Here is an 18,758-nt window from a genome sequence, read left to right on the forward strand (position 1 = left end):
CTAATACGCAAGCCTGCTGTCAGACTATCGCCTGCACTTTCGCTACACACCCACCTATATCAACAAATTGCACTCCCAGGCAGATCGTGCATAATTGCACTTTGTGACCCAGAGTGCAGCGAACCAAAGCCGTGAGGCCAAGATGCGGCGCACCCGCATCGCGATCACCGAGCACGCGCGCAAACTCACCGCCGCCCACGGACTCGCCGGGTTCACCGTTGAAGACGTCTGTGAACCCGCAGGTATCTCGCGGCGCACCTTCTTCAACTATTTTGCGTCGAAGGAAGCCGCCGTCATCGGTACTCCCCCCGACGCGCTTGAGAGCGATGCCATACACCGCTTCATGGCGAACGGCACCGCCGACGGCACGATCAGCCCCACGCTACTCGACGACCTCGTCGAGGCGACCATCGAGTCACTGGATGAGGTCTTCGATATCGCTGGCACGATTACCCACGTGCACGAGATCGTCAGGCGGGAGCCCGCGTTTCTCGAGAAATTCATTAGTGAATCAGAAGAACTACACGCCCGGTTTGCCGCGCTGATCGCTGAGCGCGAGGGCCTCCCCCTGAGCGATCCACGCCCGCGGCTCGCAATCCAGCTCGTCGGCGGGCTCTTGCACTCAACAGTGCACGAGTTCTTTCACGCTGGCGGCACCGGCAGCATCGGGCCGGCGCTGCGCGAGGCGCTCGCGCTCAGCCGCGAACTGTTCGCGCAGCCCCCGGCACCGACACCCGCCTAAAACTGCACGCCACACACCACACCCACCACGCCCCGAAAGGGACCTCTTCTATGCCCGCTTCCGCCCCACGGAGCACCGCGCACACCGCGCACACCGCGCACACCGCGCACACCGCGCACACCGCAGACACCGCAAACACCGCCAGCCCCGCCCCGCTGCTGCTCACCCAGCGCCGCATCTGGATCATCTTCTCGGCGCTCATCGCCGGCATGATGCTCTCGAGCCTCGACCAGACCATCGTGTCAACCGCCATGCCCACGATCGTCGGCCAGCTCGGCGGTGTCGAACACCAGGCGTGGATCACGACTGCCTACCTGCTCGCGACCACCATCGTGATGCCGATCTACGGCAAATTCGGTGACGTGCTCGGCCGTCGCACCCTATTTTTGATCGCGATTGCCACGTTCACGATCGCGTCGGCGGGCGCCGCGCTCGCCCCCGATTTCACCTGGCTCGTAGCGTTTCGCGCGATGCAGGGCCTCGGAGGCGGCGGGCTTATGATCCTGTCACAGGCGATCATCGCCGATATCGTGCCCGCTTCAGAACGCGGCAAGTACATGGGCCCGCTCGGCGCGGTCTTTGGCCTCTCGGCTGTCGCGGGCCCGCTGCTCGGTGGCTTCTTCGTCGACCACATGACCTGGCAGTGGGCGTTCTACATCAACATTCCCGTCGGCATCGCGGCCTTCGCGATCGCCTGGTTCGCGCTGCGCCTGCCCAGCAAGAAGGCCACCAAGAAGATCGACATTGCGGGCGTCGTCACGCTTTCGATCGCCACGACCTGCCTCATCTTCTTCACCGACTTTGGCGGCAACCGCGCCTACGGCTGGGGCGCCCTCGAGACCTGGATGTGGGGTATCGGTCTCATCGCCGCCGCGGCTCTCTTCGTCATCATCGAAGCGCGCGCAGAAGACCCGATCATTCCGCTTGGCCTGTTCAAGAACCCGATCTTCTTGAACGCTACCGCGATCGGGTTCACACTCGGGCTCGGCATGTTCGCGGCGATCGCGTTCGTGCCCACGTTCTTGCAGATGTCGTCGGGCACCTCGGCTGCTGTGTCGGGCCTGCTTATGTTGCCCATGATGGTCGGCATGATGGGCACATCGATCTGGTCGGGCATCATGATCACGAAGCGGCAGCGCTACCGCGTGTACCCGATCGTCGGCACGCTCGTCACGGCCGCCGCGATGGGGGCCATGACGACGCTCGCAGCGAGCACCCCCATCTGGCTGATCTGCGTCTACCTGTTCGTATTTGGCGCGGGGCTCGGCCTCATCATGCAGGTCGTCGTGCTCGTCGTACAAAACGCCGTCGATGCGACCATGGTGGGCACGGCCACGAGCACCAACAATTACTTCCGTGAAGTGGGCGCGTCCTTAGGCGTCGCGATTTTCGGCGCCATGTTCACGACGCGCCTCAGCGATAACCTGGGCGCCGTGTTCACGGGAGCGGGCATGGCGAACGCCGAGCAGGCCGTCGCCACGATCGACCCGCAGTCTCTCGCGCAGCTGCCCGCCCGGGTGCAAGACGGCGTGGTCACCGCCTACGCCGACTCGCTCGCGCCCGTGTTCTGGTACCTGATCCCGTTCATTCTGCTCGCGTTCTTGCTTGCCCTCTTCCTCAAGCAGATCCCGCTGTCTGACCAGGCCGGCATGGTCGCGCGCGGCGAGGCGATCGGCGGCGCGGAGGCCGAAGCTCTCGCGGCGGCAGATTCGCTCGGAGAGGCTGAGCCGCTTGCGGCGGCTGAGCCGCTCGCGCCCGCGGCAGCTGCGGGCGCGCAGGGGCCTGCGCAGCAAGGCACCGATCCGGATCAAGAATCACCCACGACCGAAACTCGATAGGATCAGCGGGTGACGACCGCCCCCAAAACAAAACTTCCGTTCGAGGTGTGGGCGCTCGTAGCAGGCGCGTTCACCGTGGCGCTCGGATACGGGGTGGTCGCGCCCGCGATCCCGCAGTTCGCGCTCGAATTTGGGGTGTCGAACTTTGCGGCGTCGGCGATCGTGAGCGCGTTTGCGGGCATGCGACTCGTGTCAGCGCCGCTTGCGGGCTGGGTCGTGGCCCGGTTTGGTGAGCGGGCCAGCTACACCGCGGGCATCTTGATCGTGGCCGTGTCGACGGGGGCGGCGGCGCTCGCGCAGGACTACACGCAGTTTGTGGTGCTGCGCGGGGCGGGCGGTATCGGCTCGACCATGTTCACGGTCGCGGCGACCGCGCTGCTCGTGAAGCTCAGCCCGCTGAACGCGCGCGGCCGCGTGGCGAGCCTGAACGCGGCCGGATTCTTGCTGGGCGGGCTGCTCGGCCCCGTGTTTGGCGGCATCGTGGCCGGCTTTGGGCTGCGCGCGCCGTTCGTGTTCTACTTCGTGATGCTGCTCATCGCGGCCGCCGTCGTCGCGATCGCGTTGCGCGGGTCGAAAGCGGCGGGCAGCCCCTCCCAGAAGCCGGGCGACGTCGCACCGATGCTGTTCATCGACGCGGTGCGGGTGCCGCAGTACCGGGCGCTGCTCGTGTCGGTGTTCTCGTTTGGCTGGGCCTCGTTTGGCGTGCGCGTGTCGCTCGTGCCAATCTTTGTGGCCGTCGTGTTTAGCGGCGACGCCGCGATGGCGGCCTGGGTGCTCGCGGCGTATGCGGCGGGCAACGCGATCTTGATTTTTCCGTCGGGGAGGTGGACCGACACCGTCGGCCGCAGGCCCCTGCTCATCACCGGCATGATCGTGCTGGCGGTGAGCTACGCGGCGTTTCCAGCCTCACCCAACCTTCTGTTGGCGATGGCTGCGATGTTCGCGGCGGGCGCGGGGTCGGCCCTCGCCAACCCCGCCCAGCAGGCGGTGCTCGCCGATGTGCTCGGCGGCCGCAGCGGCGGCGGGGTCGTCGCCGGGTACTCGATGGCCAGCGACCTGGGCGGCGTACTCGGCCCGCTGATCGCCGGCGCCCTCGTCGATGTCGCCGGCTTTGGGTGGGCGTTTGGTGTCACCGCGATCTTGCTCGCGCTGGCGCTTTGCGGGTGGACGCTCGTGTCAGACATGCACACGCCCGCCCGCCGCGCTGGCACAAAGAATATGCGCGAGTAAATCCGTTTAACGAGCTACCATAAGCGGATTTACTCGCGCATATTTTCGGCGACGCTGCTCGGTCGCGCTGTGGCTAACGCAGCGGCTAGCCCTCGAGGTCGTCCTCGCCGGGCATCCAGCTGAGGCCGGGCTTGCCCCAGCCGTTGCGACGCTCGGCCTTTTGCGCGCCCCGGTTCTCGGGGTGCACGAGCCGGTCGACGTAGAGCAGGCCGTTCAGGTGATCGAACTCGTGTTGCATGATGCGCGCGAACCAGCCGGTCGCCGTGATCTCGAACGGATTGCCGTCGATGTCTTGCGCGCGCAGCAGGGCACGGTTTGACCGGCGCAGGGCGAAGCGCTCACCCGGAAACGACAGGCACCCCTCGACCTCTTCTTCGCCCGGCAGCCCCGGCTCGAGCGGTTCGATCCACAGCTCGGGGTTGATCGCCACGCCGCGAGCGGGAGCCTCGTCTTGATCTTCGTAGATCCACACAAACACGCGCTTGTTCACGCCCACCTGCGGGGCGGCGAGCCCCACGCCGGGTGCGGCCTCGGTGGTTTCGAACATGTCGTCGACGAGGGTGCGCAGCGCGTCATCAAACTCGGTGACAGTTTGGGCGGGGGCGTGCAGCACGGGCTCGCCTGAGATCACAATGGGAAGAACAGCCATGCCCTCAATCTTATGATGCCGACGCGCACTCCCCCTGCACGGCGCCTGGCCTTGCGCTTGGCCTTGCGCTTGGCCCTGCGCCTACGCACGCTGCGCGACGCTTGCCCGATCGCTAGACTGGGGCGGTCACCCCGTGCACTTCGGCGCGGGCATCTCACGGCAAGGAGCGAGAGTGTCGAACACCCCAGCAGAACAAATCGTTTGGATTGACTGCGAAATGACCGGGCTCGACACAGACCGCGACGGTCTGTGCGAAATCGCCGTGATTGTTACTGACTTCGACCTCACCCCGCTCGACGCGGGCTTCGAGGTCGTCATTAATCCGGGGGCTGAGGCGCTCGCGAACATGAACGATTTTGTGCGCGGCATGCACGAAACTTCGGGGCTCTTGCCCCGGATCGAGGCGGGCGTCACCCCGGCCGAGGCTGAAGAGCAGGTGATCGCGTACCTGAAGCGTTTCGTCACGGCGGGCCGCCGGCCGCTCGTAGCGGGCAACACGATTGGCATGGACCGCCGCTTCATCGCGAAGTACATGCCCGCGCTCGAAGAGAAGCTGCACTACCGCAGCATTGACGTGTCGACGATCAAGGAGCTGAGCCGCCGCTGGTACACGGCCGCCTACTTTGGTGCGCCGAAGAAGCGTGGTGGGCACCGGGCGCTCGCCGATATCGCCGAGTCGATCCAAGAGCTCGCATACTTTCGTGACACCGTCATGCTCGCGCAGCCCGGCCCCAACAAGGCAGACTCGGCCAAGGTGTCGGCAGCAGCGAGCGAGCGCTACGCTGCGCTCATCGACGGGCCGGTCACGACCGACGCGGAATAGTCGCTCCCCTGCGGCTGCGCGCGCCCCGTCATTCTGCGCACTCTCCCACCGTCATTCTGCGCGACGAAGGAGTCACTGAATCCACCGTCAACCTGGGTGACCACGACGGTCACGTCGAGTGTCGTCTCGCCGTCAGACACGATCAAAAAGAGACTCCGAGCTAGAAGTTCCTAGCTCGGAGTCTCTTTTTCATCTACTTCAAAAATTCACAAGGACAACAAGGCGCTCCCGACGACTACCACCAGCATGATGATATCCAGCGCCAGAAGAACTGCAAATGGAACCGGTGAGCCAGTAGTCCGAGCCATTGCAATCGAATGATGAACGCCAACTCCAATCAGCACAGGAACAGCCAAGATGACAGTGAGAGGAGCAAGAAGCACCGCGACCACAAACGCAAGCGAAGCAACCGCCAGGACGCTCCCCAGCCCGACGTTCTCTTTGCTGGAAACTTCATCCTGAACTGACATCATTCCTCCTTCCGTTTAACCGATGCCGCAAACGCCAACTTCTCCGAAGTGTGCGCCACCAGGACTGCCGACAACTCGAGCGCAGCCGACGGGAGACTGAACAACAACACCAGCGACGTTGAACTCGAAGTAGTGCGTACCAGCTGCGTAGCCCCAGCCTCCTACGATGCCTTGGCTTGATGATGAGCCGGTGTAATTCCAGCCGACTGCACCGGAATAACCGCCACCATCAAGATACGTTGCCGAGCTCACTCCGCCATTCCAACAAATCTGCCCAGTTGTCCAAAAGTCATATAGAGCCACCCCAATAGCGCTGAGGCCTTGACCGCGTACCGTCTCAGTACCACAAGTAGCGAAAGTAGCCATACCGTCCTCATCTATGACCTCCGTGATACGTGCCTCCACAGGAGTCACCGCATAGATAAACAGCTCGCGTACGCTCGCGGAAAGCGCCTCCACTGCCGCAGCGGGGTCAGCAGCTTGCTCAACCTTCTCGTACACCTCCCAAGCTGCCGCATCCCTGTCTACAGATCCTAAAGCCATTGCAGGGGATGCAGTAACAGCTAAGCCAAGCATCAACCCTATGGATGCGATTGCACCTGCGAAGATACGAAACCTATTCTTAATGAACACTTCTCCTTTGAATCTCTTGTTACGCTAGCGTCTATCGCTGTCGTATCGGGATCGCAACATCCCTTATAACACCATCTCAGTCACTCACGGAAAACTCAACGGGCGCAGGTCCGAGTACGTAATGAAGATGCGCAAACGGTCGCCAACTTCCGAACGATTTTCGTCATCCTCCCTCATCGTCTTCGCCATTGCGTCGCGCTCCGGTGTCATGACGGCCGGGCGGCCGCCGATGCGACCTTGGGAGCGTGCGTGCTCGACGTTTCGGCGAGTATTCTCACGGCTCAAATCGACGCGGAGCTGCGCGAGCGTCGCCATGATCTTGCGCATAGCTTCGCCCATCGCTGTTGACGAGCCTTTACTCATCCACGGCTTATCGAGGCCGCGCAATTTCCCGTCTCGCGCTGCATGGTCACGGATGACCGAGATCGCGATGCTGTCGGCGTAATGACCCTCGGCGCCGGCATCGTCATCTTCGCTCGGCGCGGGCTTGAACGGCCAGTCACCCTCGGCCTCTGCCAGCCGGTATGCCTCAGCCAGCAACACCGTCAGCTCGGCCTGCAGCGCCCGCATGCGCGCATCAGCCTCCACGACCCGGGAGACAAGGTCGTTCAATCGCCCCCGGTTGGGGCTTTCGGCGCTGAATGGATGTTGCATGATTTCATTACAACAGCGACCACCGACATTGAGACCCCAAAAAATCGGCGTAATTACGCGGCAAAAAGAAACTCATCGAATCTTCTCGGAAACCCACAAAAACGAGACCGATGTTTAGGTTAGCCGTCTACAAAGATCGCGGCTCGACTGAACGAAGAACGTCGCCCTACGCGCGGGCGTACCGCAGCAGCAGGGTTGAGCCCGAGCGCAGCACCCGTGCCAGCTGCATGTCACGCGCAGTGGCAGGGCCTGTGGCGATCCGGCGCGCATCGCCCGCCTCGAGGCTCGGTTCGATCGTGAGGCACAGTTCATCGACCGCGCCCGCGTCGATGAGCGCGCCAAAGAACGTGGGCCCGCCCTCGCACAGAATGCGCGTGAGGCCGCGCGCGCGCAGGGCGGCGGCCGCGCGCGCTCCGTCGACACGGTCGCCCGCGTCGCTTGCGGCCACGACCACCTCGGCGCGCCCCTCGAAGAGGTGGGCGCGGGACGCTGAAGCCGCGGTGGTGAGCAGGATCGGAGGCACCGGCGCATCGGCGAAGATAGGAGACTCGGGGTCGAGATCGAGCGCGCGTGACGCGATCGCAAACACCGGGTGGGCGGGTTTGCCGTGTGCCTCGCGCCAGCGCGCCGAAGCTTGGTCGACGCGCATCGCCGTGTAGCCCTCGTCGCGCACGGTGCCGGCGGCGACGAGCACCACGTCGCACACGCGGCGCAGCAGCCCAAAGAGCCGCTTGTCGGCCGCCCCCGAAAGCCCTCCAGAGAGGCCGTCGCGAGTCACCGCGCCATCGATACTCGACACGAAGTTCATGCGCAGACCGGGGTGATCGAGCTCAGCGAGCAGCGCCTCGTCGGTGAGCGCGCGCCTCGTGTCGGGGAAGATGCCGTCGATGACGGGCACCTCGAAGCTTGCTGTCTCGAGGCCGACTTCCTGAGCGTGCTCGCTGTGCGTCATGGTCACTCCTTCGGGCGGCGCTGCACGTGTATGTGCGCGCGTATGTGCCTGTTACACGTTGTGTGTCGGGTGCGTGTTGTGCTCGAGGCGCACAGGCGCCCGCCACCCCAGAATAGCCTCGGTCATGCGCACCGCGTCAACGCTCTCGGAAATGTTGTGCATGCGTACGATGCGCGCGCCGTTCATGATGCACACCGTCATCGCCGCGAGCGAGCCCGAGAGTCGTTCGAGCTTGGGCTTGTCGACCACCTCGCCCACGAAGTCTTTGTTCGAGACGGCCGCCAGCAGCGGCAGCCCGAGCTCTTGCAGCTCGCCGTAGCGGCGCGTGAGTTCAAGCGTGTGCAGCGTGTTTTTGTCGAGGTCGTGGCCGGGGTCGAGAATGAGCCTGTCGCGGGGAATGCCCGCGCGCTCGGCTCGCGCCACCCGCTCGGCGAGAAACGCTTTGACCTCGTCTACGACGTCGTCGAACTTGGCGGCGGGTTTTTCTTCGCGCCACGGGCCGACGCTGTGCGTGAGCACGATGGAAGCGTCAGACCCCGCGATCACGCCGGCCATCTCAGGATCACCGAGCCCGCTCGTGTCGTTGATCACGGCGGCACCGGCGTCGATCGCGGCCCGCGCGACCGCAGCCCGGTTCGTGTCGACTGACACGACGATGTCGCTTACGCGCGCTACCGCTTCAACGAAGGGGGCGACGCGGTCGATCTCCTCCTGCGTGGAGACGGCGGGGCCGCGCCCAAACGGCACTCCGCCGACGTCGATCCAGTCGGCGCCCTGCGCGTCGGCTTTGAGCGCCGCTTCGACGGCGCGGTCGAGCGCAAACGTGGCACCCTGATCGTAGAACGAGTCGGGCGTGCGGTTAATGACCGCCATCACGGCGACCTGGCGGTCGAAGTCGAAGCTGCGCTTGCCGATCTGTCGGGCGCTCATGCTCGCGCTCCCGCGAGATCCTGCGCCGTTACGCTGCCGCGCAGTACGCGCGTCTCGGCGCGAGTGGCGGGCCCACCAACGCCTCGCATTGACATGCAGAAGTGCTCGGCTTCAAGGCGCACACCGACACCAGCCGGATCGAGGGTCTCTTCGAGCCAGTCTGCAATCTGCGTGGTCATGCGCTCTTGCAACTGCAGCCCACGCGCAAAGTACTCGACGACGCGCACGAGCGTCGAAAGCCCCACGACCTGCTCGCCCGGCACAAACGCGACGGTTGCGGTGCCGCGAAACGGCAGCAGATGGTGCTCACACATGCCGGTGAACGGCACGTCGCGCATCACAATCGGCCCGTCGTACCCGTCGCTGGGAATGAGCGTCGCCGCCGGCGCCTCCCCGCGCGTGAGCAGGTCTGCAAGCGTGTGGGCGACCCGCTCGGGCGTGCGGCCCAGCTCGCCCGACTCAAGGTCGACGCCGAGGGCGGTGAGCAGCTCGCCCGCCGCGCGAGTAGCGGCCGCGAGGTCGGGCTTAGTAGCAGGCGCGTGTGCCTGGTGCGCAGAAGCGACCGCGGCAAGATTGGGCGTCACCGCGGTGTCGGATGTGTGCAAAACCATGCCCTAAACCTATCAGCTATTCTTCTACTTTTTAGAAAAGGTGCCTGTGCGTACTGCGCGCGCTGCTGCATCGTTCTGCCGCACACCCCGTAATGAACTAGAATTTTCACGAAGCCCCGGTGGAGCGCTACCTGCCAGTCTCGACTGACGAGGTATTCTCGCCGGGGCGCAGATCCGCTCCTACCTTCCAACAGCAGCGGTCGCCGCAGCGCGGGCCCGCGCGTGCAACCCCATGTCGATGAGCACCTGCGCGAGCGGCGCCAGGTCTTCCATTTGCAGCAGCGCCTTAATGCCGGCCCCGTGACCAATCCCCGAAGCGTAGATTGCCTCTTCGAGTTCAATCGCAATTGTCGGCGACGCGTTGAAATCCACTGCGGTGTTGGCCATAGCTTCAGCCTGCACGGCGTCGTTTTCAACAATGTGTCGCAGCACCGACTCGGTCACACCCACCGCGTCGACCTCGTCGACACCGGTGCCCGTGAAGAGCGTGTTGATGCGATCGATCACCTCCTGCAGCAGACCGTACTTTGTCTCGCGCGGCGCACCAGAGCCCGCGGCCGTGATCCCTGCCAGCTCACCCGGCGCGCCTGGGCTGAGCGCGAGCGAGGCCGATTCAAGCTTGCGCAACCGGTAGTGGGTGAGCACGATGTCGTCTGAGGTGATCGAGGCAGCCGCGGTTTCTTCGGGTGCGATCACACGGCGGTAGACGCGCAAGAAGATCGCCCACTTCTCGATATCTGTGTCGCCGTAATCGAGAATCTGCGAGAAGAAGTCGTAGGCGCGCACAAACGCATTCACGGTGCCCCGAAACTCCTCGAGGCGCCCCAGTTCGAGGTCGTCTTCGTCGAACTGCGCCGCCTTTAAGCGATCCTTGAACCGTTGCTTCGACGTAGTGATGCGCGAGTAGAGCTGGTTGTGGCTCGTCTTGTTGAGCCACGCGTCGACGACACCGTCAATGTCGTACTGATCGATAATGCCCATCGACTGCAGTTTGCCCAGCATGTCGTGCACCACGTTTGGGTCAGACTCCGTCTGCAGCACGGCATCTTCGTAGTACGTCTGAAACGCCTCGAGAATATCGGCCGGTTCATTCACAAAGTCGATGACATACGTGTTCTCTTTGCCCGGGATCACCCGGTTGAGGCGCGACAGCGTCTGCACGGCGGTGATGCCAGAGAGCTTCTTGTCGACGTACATGCCCACGAGCAGCGGCTGGTCGAACCCCGTCTGAAACTTGTTCGCGACGATCATCACCTGATACTCGTCACCCCGAAACGCGTCTTCGAGCGCGCGTCCTTTCAGCCCGGGGTTGAGGTTCGCCTCGGTGAACTTCTCGGGCCCCGACTCGGGGTCGTCCACGTCACCCGAAAACGCGACGAGCGCGCCCACCTGCTGTTCAAGCCCGCGTTCTTTCACGTACGCGTCGATCGCGAGCTTGTAGCGCACGGCCTCTTTGCGTGACCCGGTGACCACCATGGCTTTGGCCCGGCCGCCGAGCTCTCGGCGCACATTGGCTCTGAAGTGTTCGACGATCACGGCGACCTTCTGGCTGATGTTGTAGGGGTGCAGTCGCACCCACCGCATCGCCTCAGAGTTCGCCTTCGACACGTCGACCTCTTTGTCGCGCTCCCCCGCCTGCGCGATCGTGAATGCGAGGTCATAGGGCAGGTAGTTTTTGAGCACGTCAAGAATGAAGCCCTCTTCGATCGCCTGCTTCATCGAGTACAGGTCGAACGCGCGGGGCTTTCCGCTCTCGTCTTCACGGCCAAACAGCTCGAGTGTTTTACTCTTGGGCGTAGCGGTGAACGCGAAGAACGAGATCGTGCCGATGCCCACTTTGCGCGCCATGAGATCGGCGAGCACGTCTTCGGCGTCGATGCTCACATCTTGATCCGGATCATTCCCAAGACCCGCAGTGAGGAGCTGCTTGAGGGAGGCTGCGGCTTCGCCCGACTGGGAGGAGTGCGCTTCGTCGGCGATGACGGCGTAGCGTCTACCGCGGAGCCCCTCGTTCGCCTCGATCTCTTTTATCGCGTGCGGAAACGTCTGCAGGGTGACGCCGATGATTTGTTTGCGTGCGATGAGCGCTTTGGCGAGTTGTTTCGATTTGGAGTCTTCGCCGCCGCGGGTGATCGGTTCAAACACTCCCGCTGTGGTTTCGAGCTGTTCGACGGCGCGCTGCAGTTGCCCGTCGAGCACCTGCCGGTCACTCACCACGATGACTCCGTCAAACATTTTGTGTTCAACGCCTGAGGAGTCGGCCGGGCCATGCAGGGAAGCGAGACGGTGGGCGGTCCAGGCGATCGAGTCAGTTTTGCCTGAGCCTGCGGAGTGCTGAATCAGGTAGTTGTGCCCCACGCCCTCGCTCAGCACCGCGCGTTCAAGCTTCGTGACGGCGCGCCACTGGTGGTAGCGGGGAAACCGCAGTGAACGGTCGTAGGTTTTCTTGCCATCGATCGGGTCGCGCTTCTCGTCGAAGCGGTAGTGCAAGAACCTGCCGAGCAAGTCGAGCCAGGCCTCGCGTTCGAGGGTTTCTTGCCAGAAGTACGCGGTGGGGCTCGTGTCCTCGATCGGGTCGTTACCGGCGCCGTTGTTTTTGCCGCGGTTGAACGGCAAGAAGCGCGTGTTCTTGCCGTCGAGCTTGGTGGTCATATAGATCAGCTCGTTTGAGACGACGAAGTGCACGAGCGCGCCGCGCCCAAACTCGAGCAGCGGCTCCCCTGACGGCAGCCGGTCTTGCTCATACTGTTTGAGCCCGGCTTTCGCGTTTTGGGTGAGATCTGTTTTGATCTCGATCGTCGCGGCGGGGAGCCCGTTTACAAACAGCACGAGGTCGATGCGGTTGCCGTTTTTGGTGGAGTACTCCACCTGGCGCATCACGCGCAGCCGGTTCGCGGCGTAGCGTTCACCCACTTTGGGATCGAGGACGACCGTCGGTTTCGCCTGACACAGCGAGAACTTCGCGTTCGACTCCCGCACCGGCTTCTTCAGTGCGTTGAGGGTGCCGCCACCGTTGATGGGGTCGGTGGCCTGCACCTTGGTGATGCGGTCAAGCAGCTGTGCTCGTGCCTTCTCGTGCTGCACAGCCGAAGCCCCCGGCTTAAGGATCTTCTCAAGCTCAGTGGGCTGGGTTTCTTCAAGCCACGCGAAGATGTCTGCAGGGAAGAGGGCTCGAGTCTTGTCGTAACCGTCGTCGTTGGGTGAGTACTCCCAGCCGTGGGCGGCTAGGTGTGCGACGATCTCGTCTTCGAACGTGACCTCATGCTGAATGCCCAATTACTCGACCCCTTCGTGAGCGCGTGAACCGTGCTGCCTCACATCGATCTTGCCAGTGACAGCGGCTGAAATGAGCGCGGCGCGGCGCTCCTTCGACAAAGCGATCGCCTCACGCGCATCTGCAATCGTCGCGTCAATCTCTGCAGTCTCACGATCGAGATGGTCGGATATTAGTTCTTGTTCCAACAATTGCGGCCAAGCAACTTCCGTTTTAGAGACTTTGTCCACAGTGAAATGTGGCATCGAGGTGACACTCGCCGCCATCTCGATGTAGCCCACTTCTCTCAAATGAATGAACTGGTATGCAACGAACCGTCCGGAAATCACTCGTCCCGTGGGTCGCAAGCGAATGATGGAGTTCTGAAATCCCCACCCGTCAAAATCTTGATCGACATGTGCAGCGCGGCCAAAGCCACCTACCCCTCCTTCGACGATTATTACGTCGCCTCGTAGAAGTTGAAGTCTTCCAAGTTCGTACGCCGAGAAGTACATCTCTTTCAAGCTCTCGAGCGCCAAAGCTCCTCCAGGCTGCACGTTTGCAGCCCGCAAGTATGGCGCCTTGATCTGAGCGTCACGGGATGGTTTGTCTTGGAGCATCTTTCCAAGACTGATTTCCCCGTAGTGCTTTGCTTGTCCTATCGACCAATTTTCTGGCACTTCACCTAGCCACGGGACGCCGCTGTCTTTCATGGGGGCGGAGGGGTCGAGGCCCTTCGTGACGGCGTGCGAGATCGTCGCGGCGCGGCGCTCGGTCAGCAGTGCGATGAGTTCTTCTTGGTCGGCGATGAACGCGTCGATCTCCGCCGTCTCACGATCCAGAAACGCTGCGATTGCGGTTTGGTCTTCAAGATCAAAATTCACAACTGGTTTAGAAAGTGATTCGGGGACCAACACATAGGGTTGTGCTGCGCCACCTTTCAGCCAAAATTGTTCATCATTAAGGACATACCAAACAAACCGTGGACTCCAACCTTGAGCGATGCCCCACGAGGCCGTATTCGCAACGGTACCCCAGTGCGGCAGTTCAGAAAGGAACACTTTGCCGCATCGAGCGCCCACTGCACTCAGTATGATCCCAGGCCCGCTGGCCGTCGCGTAACTTGCGGGAAACCAAACATCCTGACCAGACGCACTAAAGCCCGGTACCAGGTTATCGCCCGGCACCGACGAAGCTTGACCTTTGATTAGGCCAGAACTGGCTTTGATCCCGCGTAGCATCCATTTCGCAGGGATCGGATGCAGGTTCACGCGCGCACCTGCTCGAGGCGGGCGCGAATGCGACCGAGCACCACATCAAGGTCGCGGTCGATCTCTGCGAGCGGGCGCGGCGGCACGTACTCGTAAAAGTGCCTTGTGAAGGGAATCTCGCAGCCCTCCTTCGTCTTCGCTTCATCCACCCAAGCGTCGGGCGCAAACGGCGTCACCTCGCGCGCGACATACTCGTGAATGTCTTCACCCCACGGCACGTTCTCGGTGTCGCGCAGTGAGGTGTCTGGCTCGGGCCTCCCCTTCGCGTCGAGCACGACCGGCGCATCGGGATCCGGAACAGACAGCGCCGCCACAAACGCCTTGAGCTGCGCCGCAGAGAGGGTGATCTCGGCCGCGGCAAGGTACTGCTTGACCGTCTTTGTGAACGCGGCACGGTCGGTCGTGGGCTCCACAGCAAAACCGACAGCGGCAGCGGCAGGATCGGGGAACGTAAGCTTCAGCTTCGCGATCGCCTTCACCTCGTTCGCCGTGCGCAGCCGCTCGCTCGTGAGCGCCCAGTTGAGCCGCAGCGGGCGCTCGACCGTGATGGTGCGATACCAGAACGCCTCGCGATCGAAAATCTTCGACACCTTCGACTCTTCGAACGCGCCGTAGCTGCGCGCGATCTCAGCGATATCGGCCTCGCCCAGCTCGTTACGCTTCGACCCCAAGCCCTTGCGCATCTTGCGAAACAGCTTCGTGCCGTCGATGAGCTGCACCTTGCCCTTGCGCTCCGCGCTCTTGGCCGAGTCAAGGATCCACACGTAGGTCGCGATGCCCGTGTTGTAGAACATGTCGGTGGGCAGCGCCACGATCGCGTCGAGCAGGTCACGCTCAAGAATCCACTTGCGAATGTTCGACTCGCCCGAGCCCGCCCCGCCCGTAAACAGCGGCGAACCGTTGAGCACGATTGCCGCGCGGCCACCGGCACCGGCCTCGTCTGCTGGGCGCATCTTCGAGATCAAGTGCATGAGAAACAGCATCGAGCCGTCAGAGACACGCGGCAGCCCCGGCCCGAATCGGCCCGCGAACCCGCGACGCTCGTGCTCGTCGATCACGTCTTTCTGTTGCTTCTTCCAGTCCACCCCAAATGGCGGGTTCGACAGGCCGTAGTTGAATGTGCTGCCGTCGTGTCCGTCGCTGAGCAGGGTGTCGCCAAACACGATCGCGTCGACCGACTGCCCCTTCACCGTCATGTCGGCCTTGCAAATCGCATACGACTGCGGGTTGATCTCTTGGCCCGCAAGGGTCAGCGTCGCCGTGCGGTTCATGTTTCTGATGTGGTCTTCTGCGACGCTCAGCATGCCGCCGGTGCCGGCCGTCGGGTCGTAGATCGAACGGGCAATGTGCGGTGTGGTCAGCGCCTCGGCGTCGGGCGACAGCAGCAGGTCGACCATCAGCTCGATCACGTCTCGCGGGGTGAAGTGCTCACCAGCGGTCTCGTTCGACGCCTCAGCAAACTTGCGAATCAGCTCTTCAAAGATGTGGCCCATCTCTTCGTTGGGCACCTTCGCGGGCGACAGGTCGACCTCTGCGAAACGCTGCGTCACTAAGAAGAGGAGCCCGTGCTCTTCGAGCTCGGCGATGCGATCTTCGATCTTGTACTTCACAAAGATGTCGCGCACGTTTTCGCTGAAGCTGTTTACGTACTGCAGAAGGTTGTCGGCGAGGTTCTCGCTATCACCGAGCGTGGACTCGAGATCGAAGCGCGACTCGTTCCAGAACGTGTACTCGTGCCCCGCCTTCTTCTTGAGTAGCGCCGGCCGTACCGGAAGTTGCTGCTCTTTCGCTTCGATGACCGCACTGTAGACCGCCTGTTTGGTGGGCTCGAGCACTGCGTCGAGGCGCCGCAGCACCGTGAACGGCAGAATGATGTCACCGTACTGGTGCGCTTTGAAGCTGCCGCGCAGCAGGTCGGCGATCGACCAGATAAACGCGGCGTGGTTGTTGCTCGTCACAGGGAGTCCTTCTTCTTGCTTCTCGTGCTCGCGCGCTATGTGCGCGTGCCCCTATTGAGTATGCCCGAGACCTGGGACACGGGTGGCCGCAACCTATGCATGCCTGCCCCACCTCGCTCGCAGACCACACCGCCTTCATCAACCACGTGGCGCGGCAGAATAAGCCGTTCGACCGCCTTCGCGGCCCGGTCGCCACCCACCAGTCAGGTTCGCGATAGAGACACTCATCAAACTCATACGATGCGATGAGTGCACAGATCGGTGTGACGATGTGCTCGGGCTCGCAATCGCAAACAAGATGCCCGCGTCGCGAAGTTTTCTCACCGCATGCACCGCGGAGTCGGTGAGCCGCTTGTCACTCGTAACGAGGGTGCCGTCAACGTCTGAGAGTAAGAGTCTGGTCGCGCTGCGGGTTTCGCTCAACGCCGGCACCTCCTTCGCTATGCATTCAACGTATCAACTCCGAGGGTTGTTTTGACCAGCGGGGCGTACACCCTACCCAGTACGGCAGATAACACCACACTCCTCATCGCTTCGGGGCCATAAGATAGCGTCATGAGTTCACCTCAGAAACACGACGATCCGGCGACGCAGCTAGACGACGCGCTCACTTCTTCAGAGCGTTTCGCTCTCGCCCAAGAAACGTTCGGCACTGCCCAAGAAGAGTTTCAAGCGATCATGGATCGCGACTTTCCTGATTTCACCGTCGATGCTTACGCCACCCAGAAGGCGGCGGCTGAAGGCATCTCACGTGAGAACGTGGCAACGAAGATGTGGGCCGAAGCGCAGGCCTTCCCAGCTCGGCTTGATCTCTCGGGTGATGGCAAGCTCGGCTTCGACGACGCGGGGATCGCCGCGAAGCGAGTACTGGCCGGGGCTGGAAAAGCATGGCAGAAGGTCACCGATTTCGACCGAGAAGACCTCGCAAATTCTGCGAACGGCGCACGGGACGCGGTGGCGGGCGCGGGCAAGAAGGTAGCCGGCTTCGACTACCGTGGTGCGACACGCAAGGCGACGGACCGTGTGCGCAGCGCAGCGCGCGTAGGCGACAATGACGTGTTTCGCACGAGCCGCAACACCGTGGCCAAGCTGGGCAAGACCGCGACGGGTATTCAGGGACTCCAGGACCGCCGTGAAACGGTTGAGCTCCAACGCGTTTCTGAGGAGTATGTGGCCGCTGCCGAAGCGTTCACAGAAGAGCACCGCGCTCAGTTGTATACGAATATTGAGCAATTCGGAGCCCTACGTCTCGAGTCCCTGCACGATACACTGGGCCGCTTCTTGCAGATTCTGCGCGATCTGAACCAGCGCAATCGCGTCAACGAGTACGAACTGCTCGATGGGGTGGGCATCGACACGCAGAGCCTCGAGTCAATGGCCAGGGTTGACATGACCGTCTCGCAAACCCTGCGTAACACTGCCGCAACCGGAACGCTCGGCCTAGCCGCCGTGTTCGGCACCCCTGCCCTCGTAACGAGCGCGGTCGGCATGGCGGCCACCGCCTCGACTGGCACCGCCATCTCAACACTGTCGGGCGCAGCCGCATCAAACGCTGTGCTCGCATGGCTCGGCGGCGGCAGCCTGGCCGCGGGCGGTGGCGGAATGGCTGCCGGGGCCGCGGTGCTCACTGGGATCACGGTGGGTGCCACCGCCGGCGTGGTCCTATTGGCCGCTGGAGTGCTCGTCTCCACGCACTACGCCAGAAAACTCACCGAAGCGAAGGAGTACCAGAAGGAAGCAGCGCTCGCTGTCGCGGGGCTAGAAAACGCCTGGTTGGTGATGGGCGGCATCATCGCGCGCGTCGATGAGCTCTCACTGGTGACCACCGAATTGCGTGATCGCATCGCGCCGCTACTTTCCGAGCTGGAGGAGCTTGTGCCTACCTTCGACGCGGCGAACACGAATCATGCGAGCCTGTTCAGCCAGTGCGGAGTGCTCGTGAAGACGATGGTCGAGCTCGCACAGGTGCCCTTGCTTGATGACGACGGGGCACTCACTGACGAAAGCTTGACCATCAGCACGCGCGTGCGCACAGTTTTGAACACGGAGATCTGACGATGAACGAGAACTATAAGCGGGTCTTTGTGGCCCTATACGATCAGTTCGGTGATCAAGGCATCGCTTGGGCTGCACAGAAGGTGGCCGGGCATTTCACGGCCAGCCCCGCCGCTCTAGCTGCCGATTCCGATGCCGACGCGAACCCAGACTCGAGCCCCGACGCCAACGCGCCGCATGACGAAAGCTCCTTCGAGGCCCCCGCCGATGACGCGCGGTATCTCGACGGCGATGCGTTCGTTGCCGACACAGAGCGTTCGGTGCGGGGCATCGCGGCCGATGCAATCAACTCCCCGCAGCAGGTCGCCGACGCGGTCATGCGGCTTGTGATGATCGCGGGCGAGGTGCGCAAGTTCGAGGAGGCTCAGGTCACCAAACGACTCAGCATCGCGGCAGACCGTGACGTCGCGATCGCTCAGCTCAAAGCAGAACACCAGCTCTTACAGGACTACCTTGACCGTTCATTTGATGAGCGCGCCGACAACTTTACAAAACTGTTCGCTGTCGTCGACACTGCACTCGACACAAATAACATGGAGGCTCTGGCACTGGGCCTCGAATCGGTCGTTCGTTTGGCAACCTCGTCGCCGTTTAAAGATCTGAGCAATGTTAAGGAAACAGCCGCGGCGCTGGCAAACCCAGACCACGAGTGGAGCTTCTAGGCTCGTCGCTTGGCGTAAATTTCAGAC

Annotated in this window: 18 protein-coding genes; 6 read left to right on the top strand and 12 right to left on the bottom strand. The window is 62.7% G+C overall.

What is annotated here, in order from left to right; translation table 11 throughout:
• Window positions 1-103 precede the first annotated feature (103 nt).
• Genes ACXR2W_RS10790 through ACXR2W_RS10800 form a run of 3 tightly spaced genes read left to right on the top strand, consistent with a single transcriptional unit; the run spans window position 104 to window position 3,810 of the window.
• Window positions 104-742, top strand: a complete 639-nt coding sequence (locus ACXR2W_RS10790; protein ID WP_458815707.1) for a TetR/AcrR family transcriptional regulator — start codon at window positions 104-106, stop codon at window positions 740-742.
• A gap of 50 nt (window positions 743-792) precedes the next feature.
• Window positions 793-2,580 carry an MDR family MFS transporter gene (locus ACXR2W_RS10795; RefSeq protein WP_458815705.1) on the top strand — a complete coding sequence of 596 codons (1,788 nt, stop codon included), beginning with the start codon at window positions 793-795 and terminating at the stop codon, window positions 2,578-2,580.
• Window positions 2,581-2,589: 9 nt separating this feature from the next.
• Window positions 2,590-3,810: an MFS transporter gene (locus tag ACXR2W_RS10800; protein WP_458815703.1), complete on the top strand. Its 1,221-nt coding sequence runs from the start codon at window positions 2,590-2,592 to the stop codon at window positions 3,808-3,810.
• Window positions 3,811-3,895: 85 nt separating this feature from the next.
• On the opposite strand, the gene def is transcribed toward ACXR2W_RS10800, so the two are convergent.
• Window positions 3,896-4,459, bottom strand: coding sequence for a peptide deformylase (gene def / locus ACXR2W_RS10805; protein ID WP_458815701.1), 564 nt, complete (start codon window positions 4,457-4,459; stop codon window positions 3,896-3,898).
• 172 nt (window positions 4,460-4,631) lie between these two features.
• Here def and orn point away from each other — a divergent pair, with 172 nt between their 5' ends.
• Complete coding sequence (orn, locus tag ACXR2W_RS10810; RefSeq protein WP_458815699.1) at window positions 4,632-5,282, top strand: oligoribonuclease; 651 nt, start codon at window positions 4,632-4,634, stop codon at window positions 5,280-5,282.
• Here the strand turns inward: orn and ACXR2W_RS10815 are convergent.
• The 11 genes from ACXR2W_RS10815 to ACXR2W_RS10865 all read right to left on the bottom strand — a co-directional run bounded on the left by ACXR2W_RS10815 (window position 5,237) and on the right by ACXR2W_RS10865 (window position 16,446).
• The gene (locus ACXR2W_RS10815; RefSeq protein ID WP_458815697.1) at window positions 5,237-5,422 is read right to left on the bottom strand and encodes a hypothetical protein; all 186 of its coding nucleotides are present in this window, start codon (window positions 5,420-5,422) and stop codon (window positions 5,237-5,239) included. The genes orn and ACXR2W_RS10815 overlap by 46 nt on opposite strands.
• Before the next feature lie 66 nt (window positions 5,423-5,488).
• Window positions 5,489-5,752 carry a hypothetical protein gene (locus ACXR2W_RS10820; protein WP_458815695.1) on the bottom strand — a complete coding sequence of 88 codons (264 nt, stop codon included), beginning with the start codon at window positions 5,750-5,752 and terminating at the stop codon, window positions 5,489-5,491.
• A gap of 15 nt (window positions 5,753-5,767) precedes the next feature.
• Window positions 5,768-6,385 (bottom strand): hypothetical protein, encoded by a 618-nt coding sequence (locus tag ACXR2W_RS10825; RefSeq protein ID WP_458815693.1) that lies wholly within the window; start codon window positions 6,383-6,385, stop codon window positions 5,768-5,770.
• An 84-nt stretch (window positions 6,386-6,469) separates the two neighbouring features.
• Entirely contained in the window at window positions 6,470-7,039 is a 570-nt protein-coding gene (locus ACXR2W_RS10830; RefSeq protein WP_489948849.1) for a hypothetical protein, read from the bottom strand.
• Between the two features lie 166 nt (window positions 7,040-7,205).
• Complete coding sequence (locus tag ACXR2W_RS10835) at window positions 7,206-7,991, bottom strand: pyrimidine reductase family protein (protein ID WP_458815689.1); 786 nt, start codon at window positions 7,989-7,991, stop codon at window positions 7,206-7,208.
• Window positions 7,992-8,042: 51 nt separating this feature from the next.
• A complete protein-coding gene (gene folP / locus ACXR2W_RS10840) occupies window positions 8,043-8,921 on the bottom strand; it encodes a dihydropteroate synthase (protein WP_458815687.1) in 879 nt (292 codons plus the stop codon).
• Window positions 8,918-9,532: a GTP cyclohydrolase I gene (gene folE, locus ACXR2W_RS10845; protein ID WP_458815685.1), complete on the bottom strand. Its 615-nt coding sequence runs from the start codon at window positions 9,530-9,532 to the stop codon at window positions 8,918-8,920. Before folE ends, folP begins: the two co-directional genes overlap by 4 nt.
• Window positions 9,533-9,712: 180 nt before the next feature.
• Complete coding sequence (locus ACXR2W_RS10850) at window positions 9,713-12,808, bottom strand: type I restriction endonuclease subunit R (protein ID WP_458815683.1); 3,096 nt, start codon at window positions 12,806-12,808, stop codon at window positions 9,713-9,715.
• Complete coding sequence (locus tag ACXR2W_RS10855; RefSeq protein ID WP_458815681.1) at window positions 12,809-14,056, bottom strand: restriction endonuclease subunit S domain-containing protein; 1,248 nt, start codon at window positions 14,054-14,056, stop codon at window positions 12,809-12,811.
• Complete coding sequence (locus ACXR2W_RS10860; protein ID WP_458815679.1) at window positions 14,053-16,014, bottom strand: type I restriction-modification system subunit M; 1,962 nt, start codon at window positions 16,012-16,014, stop codon at window positions 14,053-14,055. Before ACXR2W_RS10860 ends, ACXR2W_RS10855 begins: the two co-directional genes overlap by 4 nt.
• Before the next feature lie 138 nt (window positions 16,015-16,152).
• The gene (locus ACXR2W_RS10865) at window positions 16,153-16,446 is read right to left on the bottom strand and encodes an HAD family hydrolase (RefSeq protein WP_458815677.1); all 294 of its coding nucleotides are present in this window, start codon (window positions 16,444-16,446) and stop codon (window positions 16,153-16,155) included.
• A gap of 123 nt (window positions 16,447-16,569) precedes the next feature.
• Between ACXR2W_RS10865 and ACXR2W_RS10870 the strand changes: the two genes are divergently transcribed.
• Together ACXR2W_RS10870 and ACXR2W_RS10875 are read left to right on the top strand one after the other, a co-directional pair.
• Entirely contained in the window at window positions 16,570-18,069 is a 1,500-nt protein-coding gene (locus tag ACXR2W_RS10870; protein WP_458815675.1) for a hypothetical protein, read from the top strand.
• A 2-nt stretch (window positions 18,070-18,071) separates the two neighbouring features.
• Window positions 18,072-18,731 (top strand): hypothetical protein, encoded by a 660-nt coding sequence (locus tag ACXR2W_RS10875; RefSeq protein WP_458815673.1) that lies wholly within the window; start codon window positions 18,072-18,074, stop codon window positions 18,729-18,731.
• Window positions 18,732-18,758: the final 27 nt, after the last annotated feature.

Source organism: Leucobacter faecis (assembly GCF_054456695.2).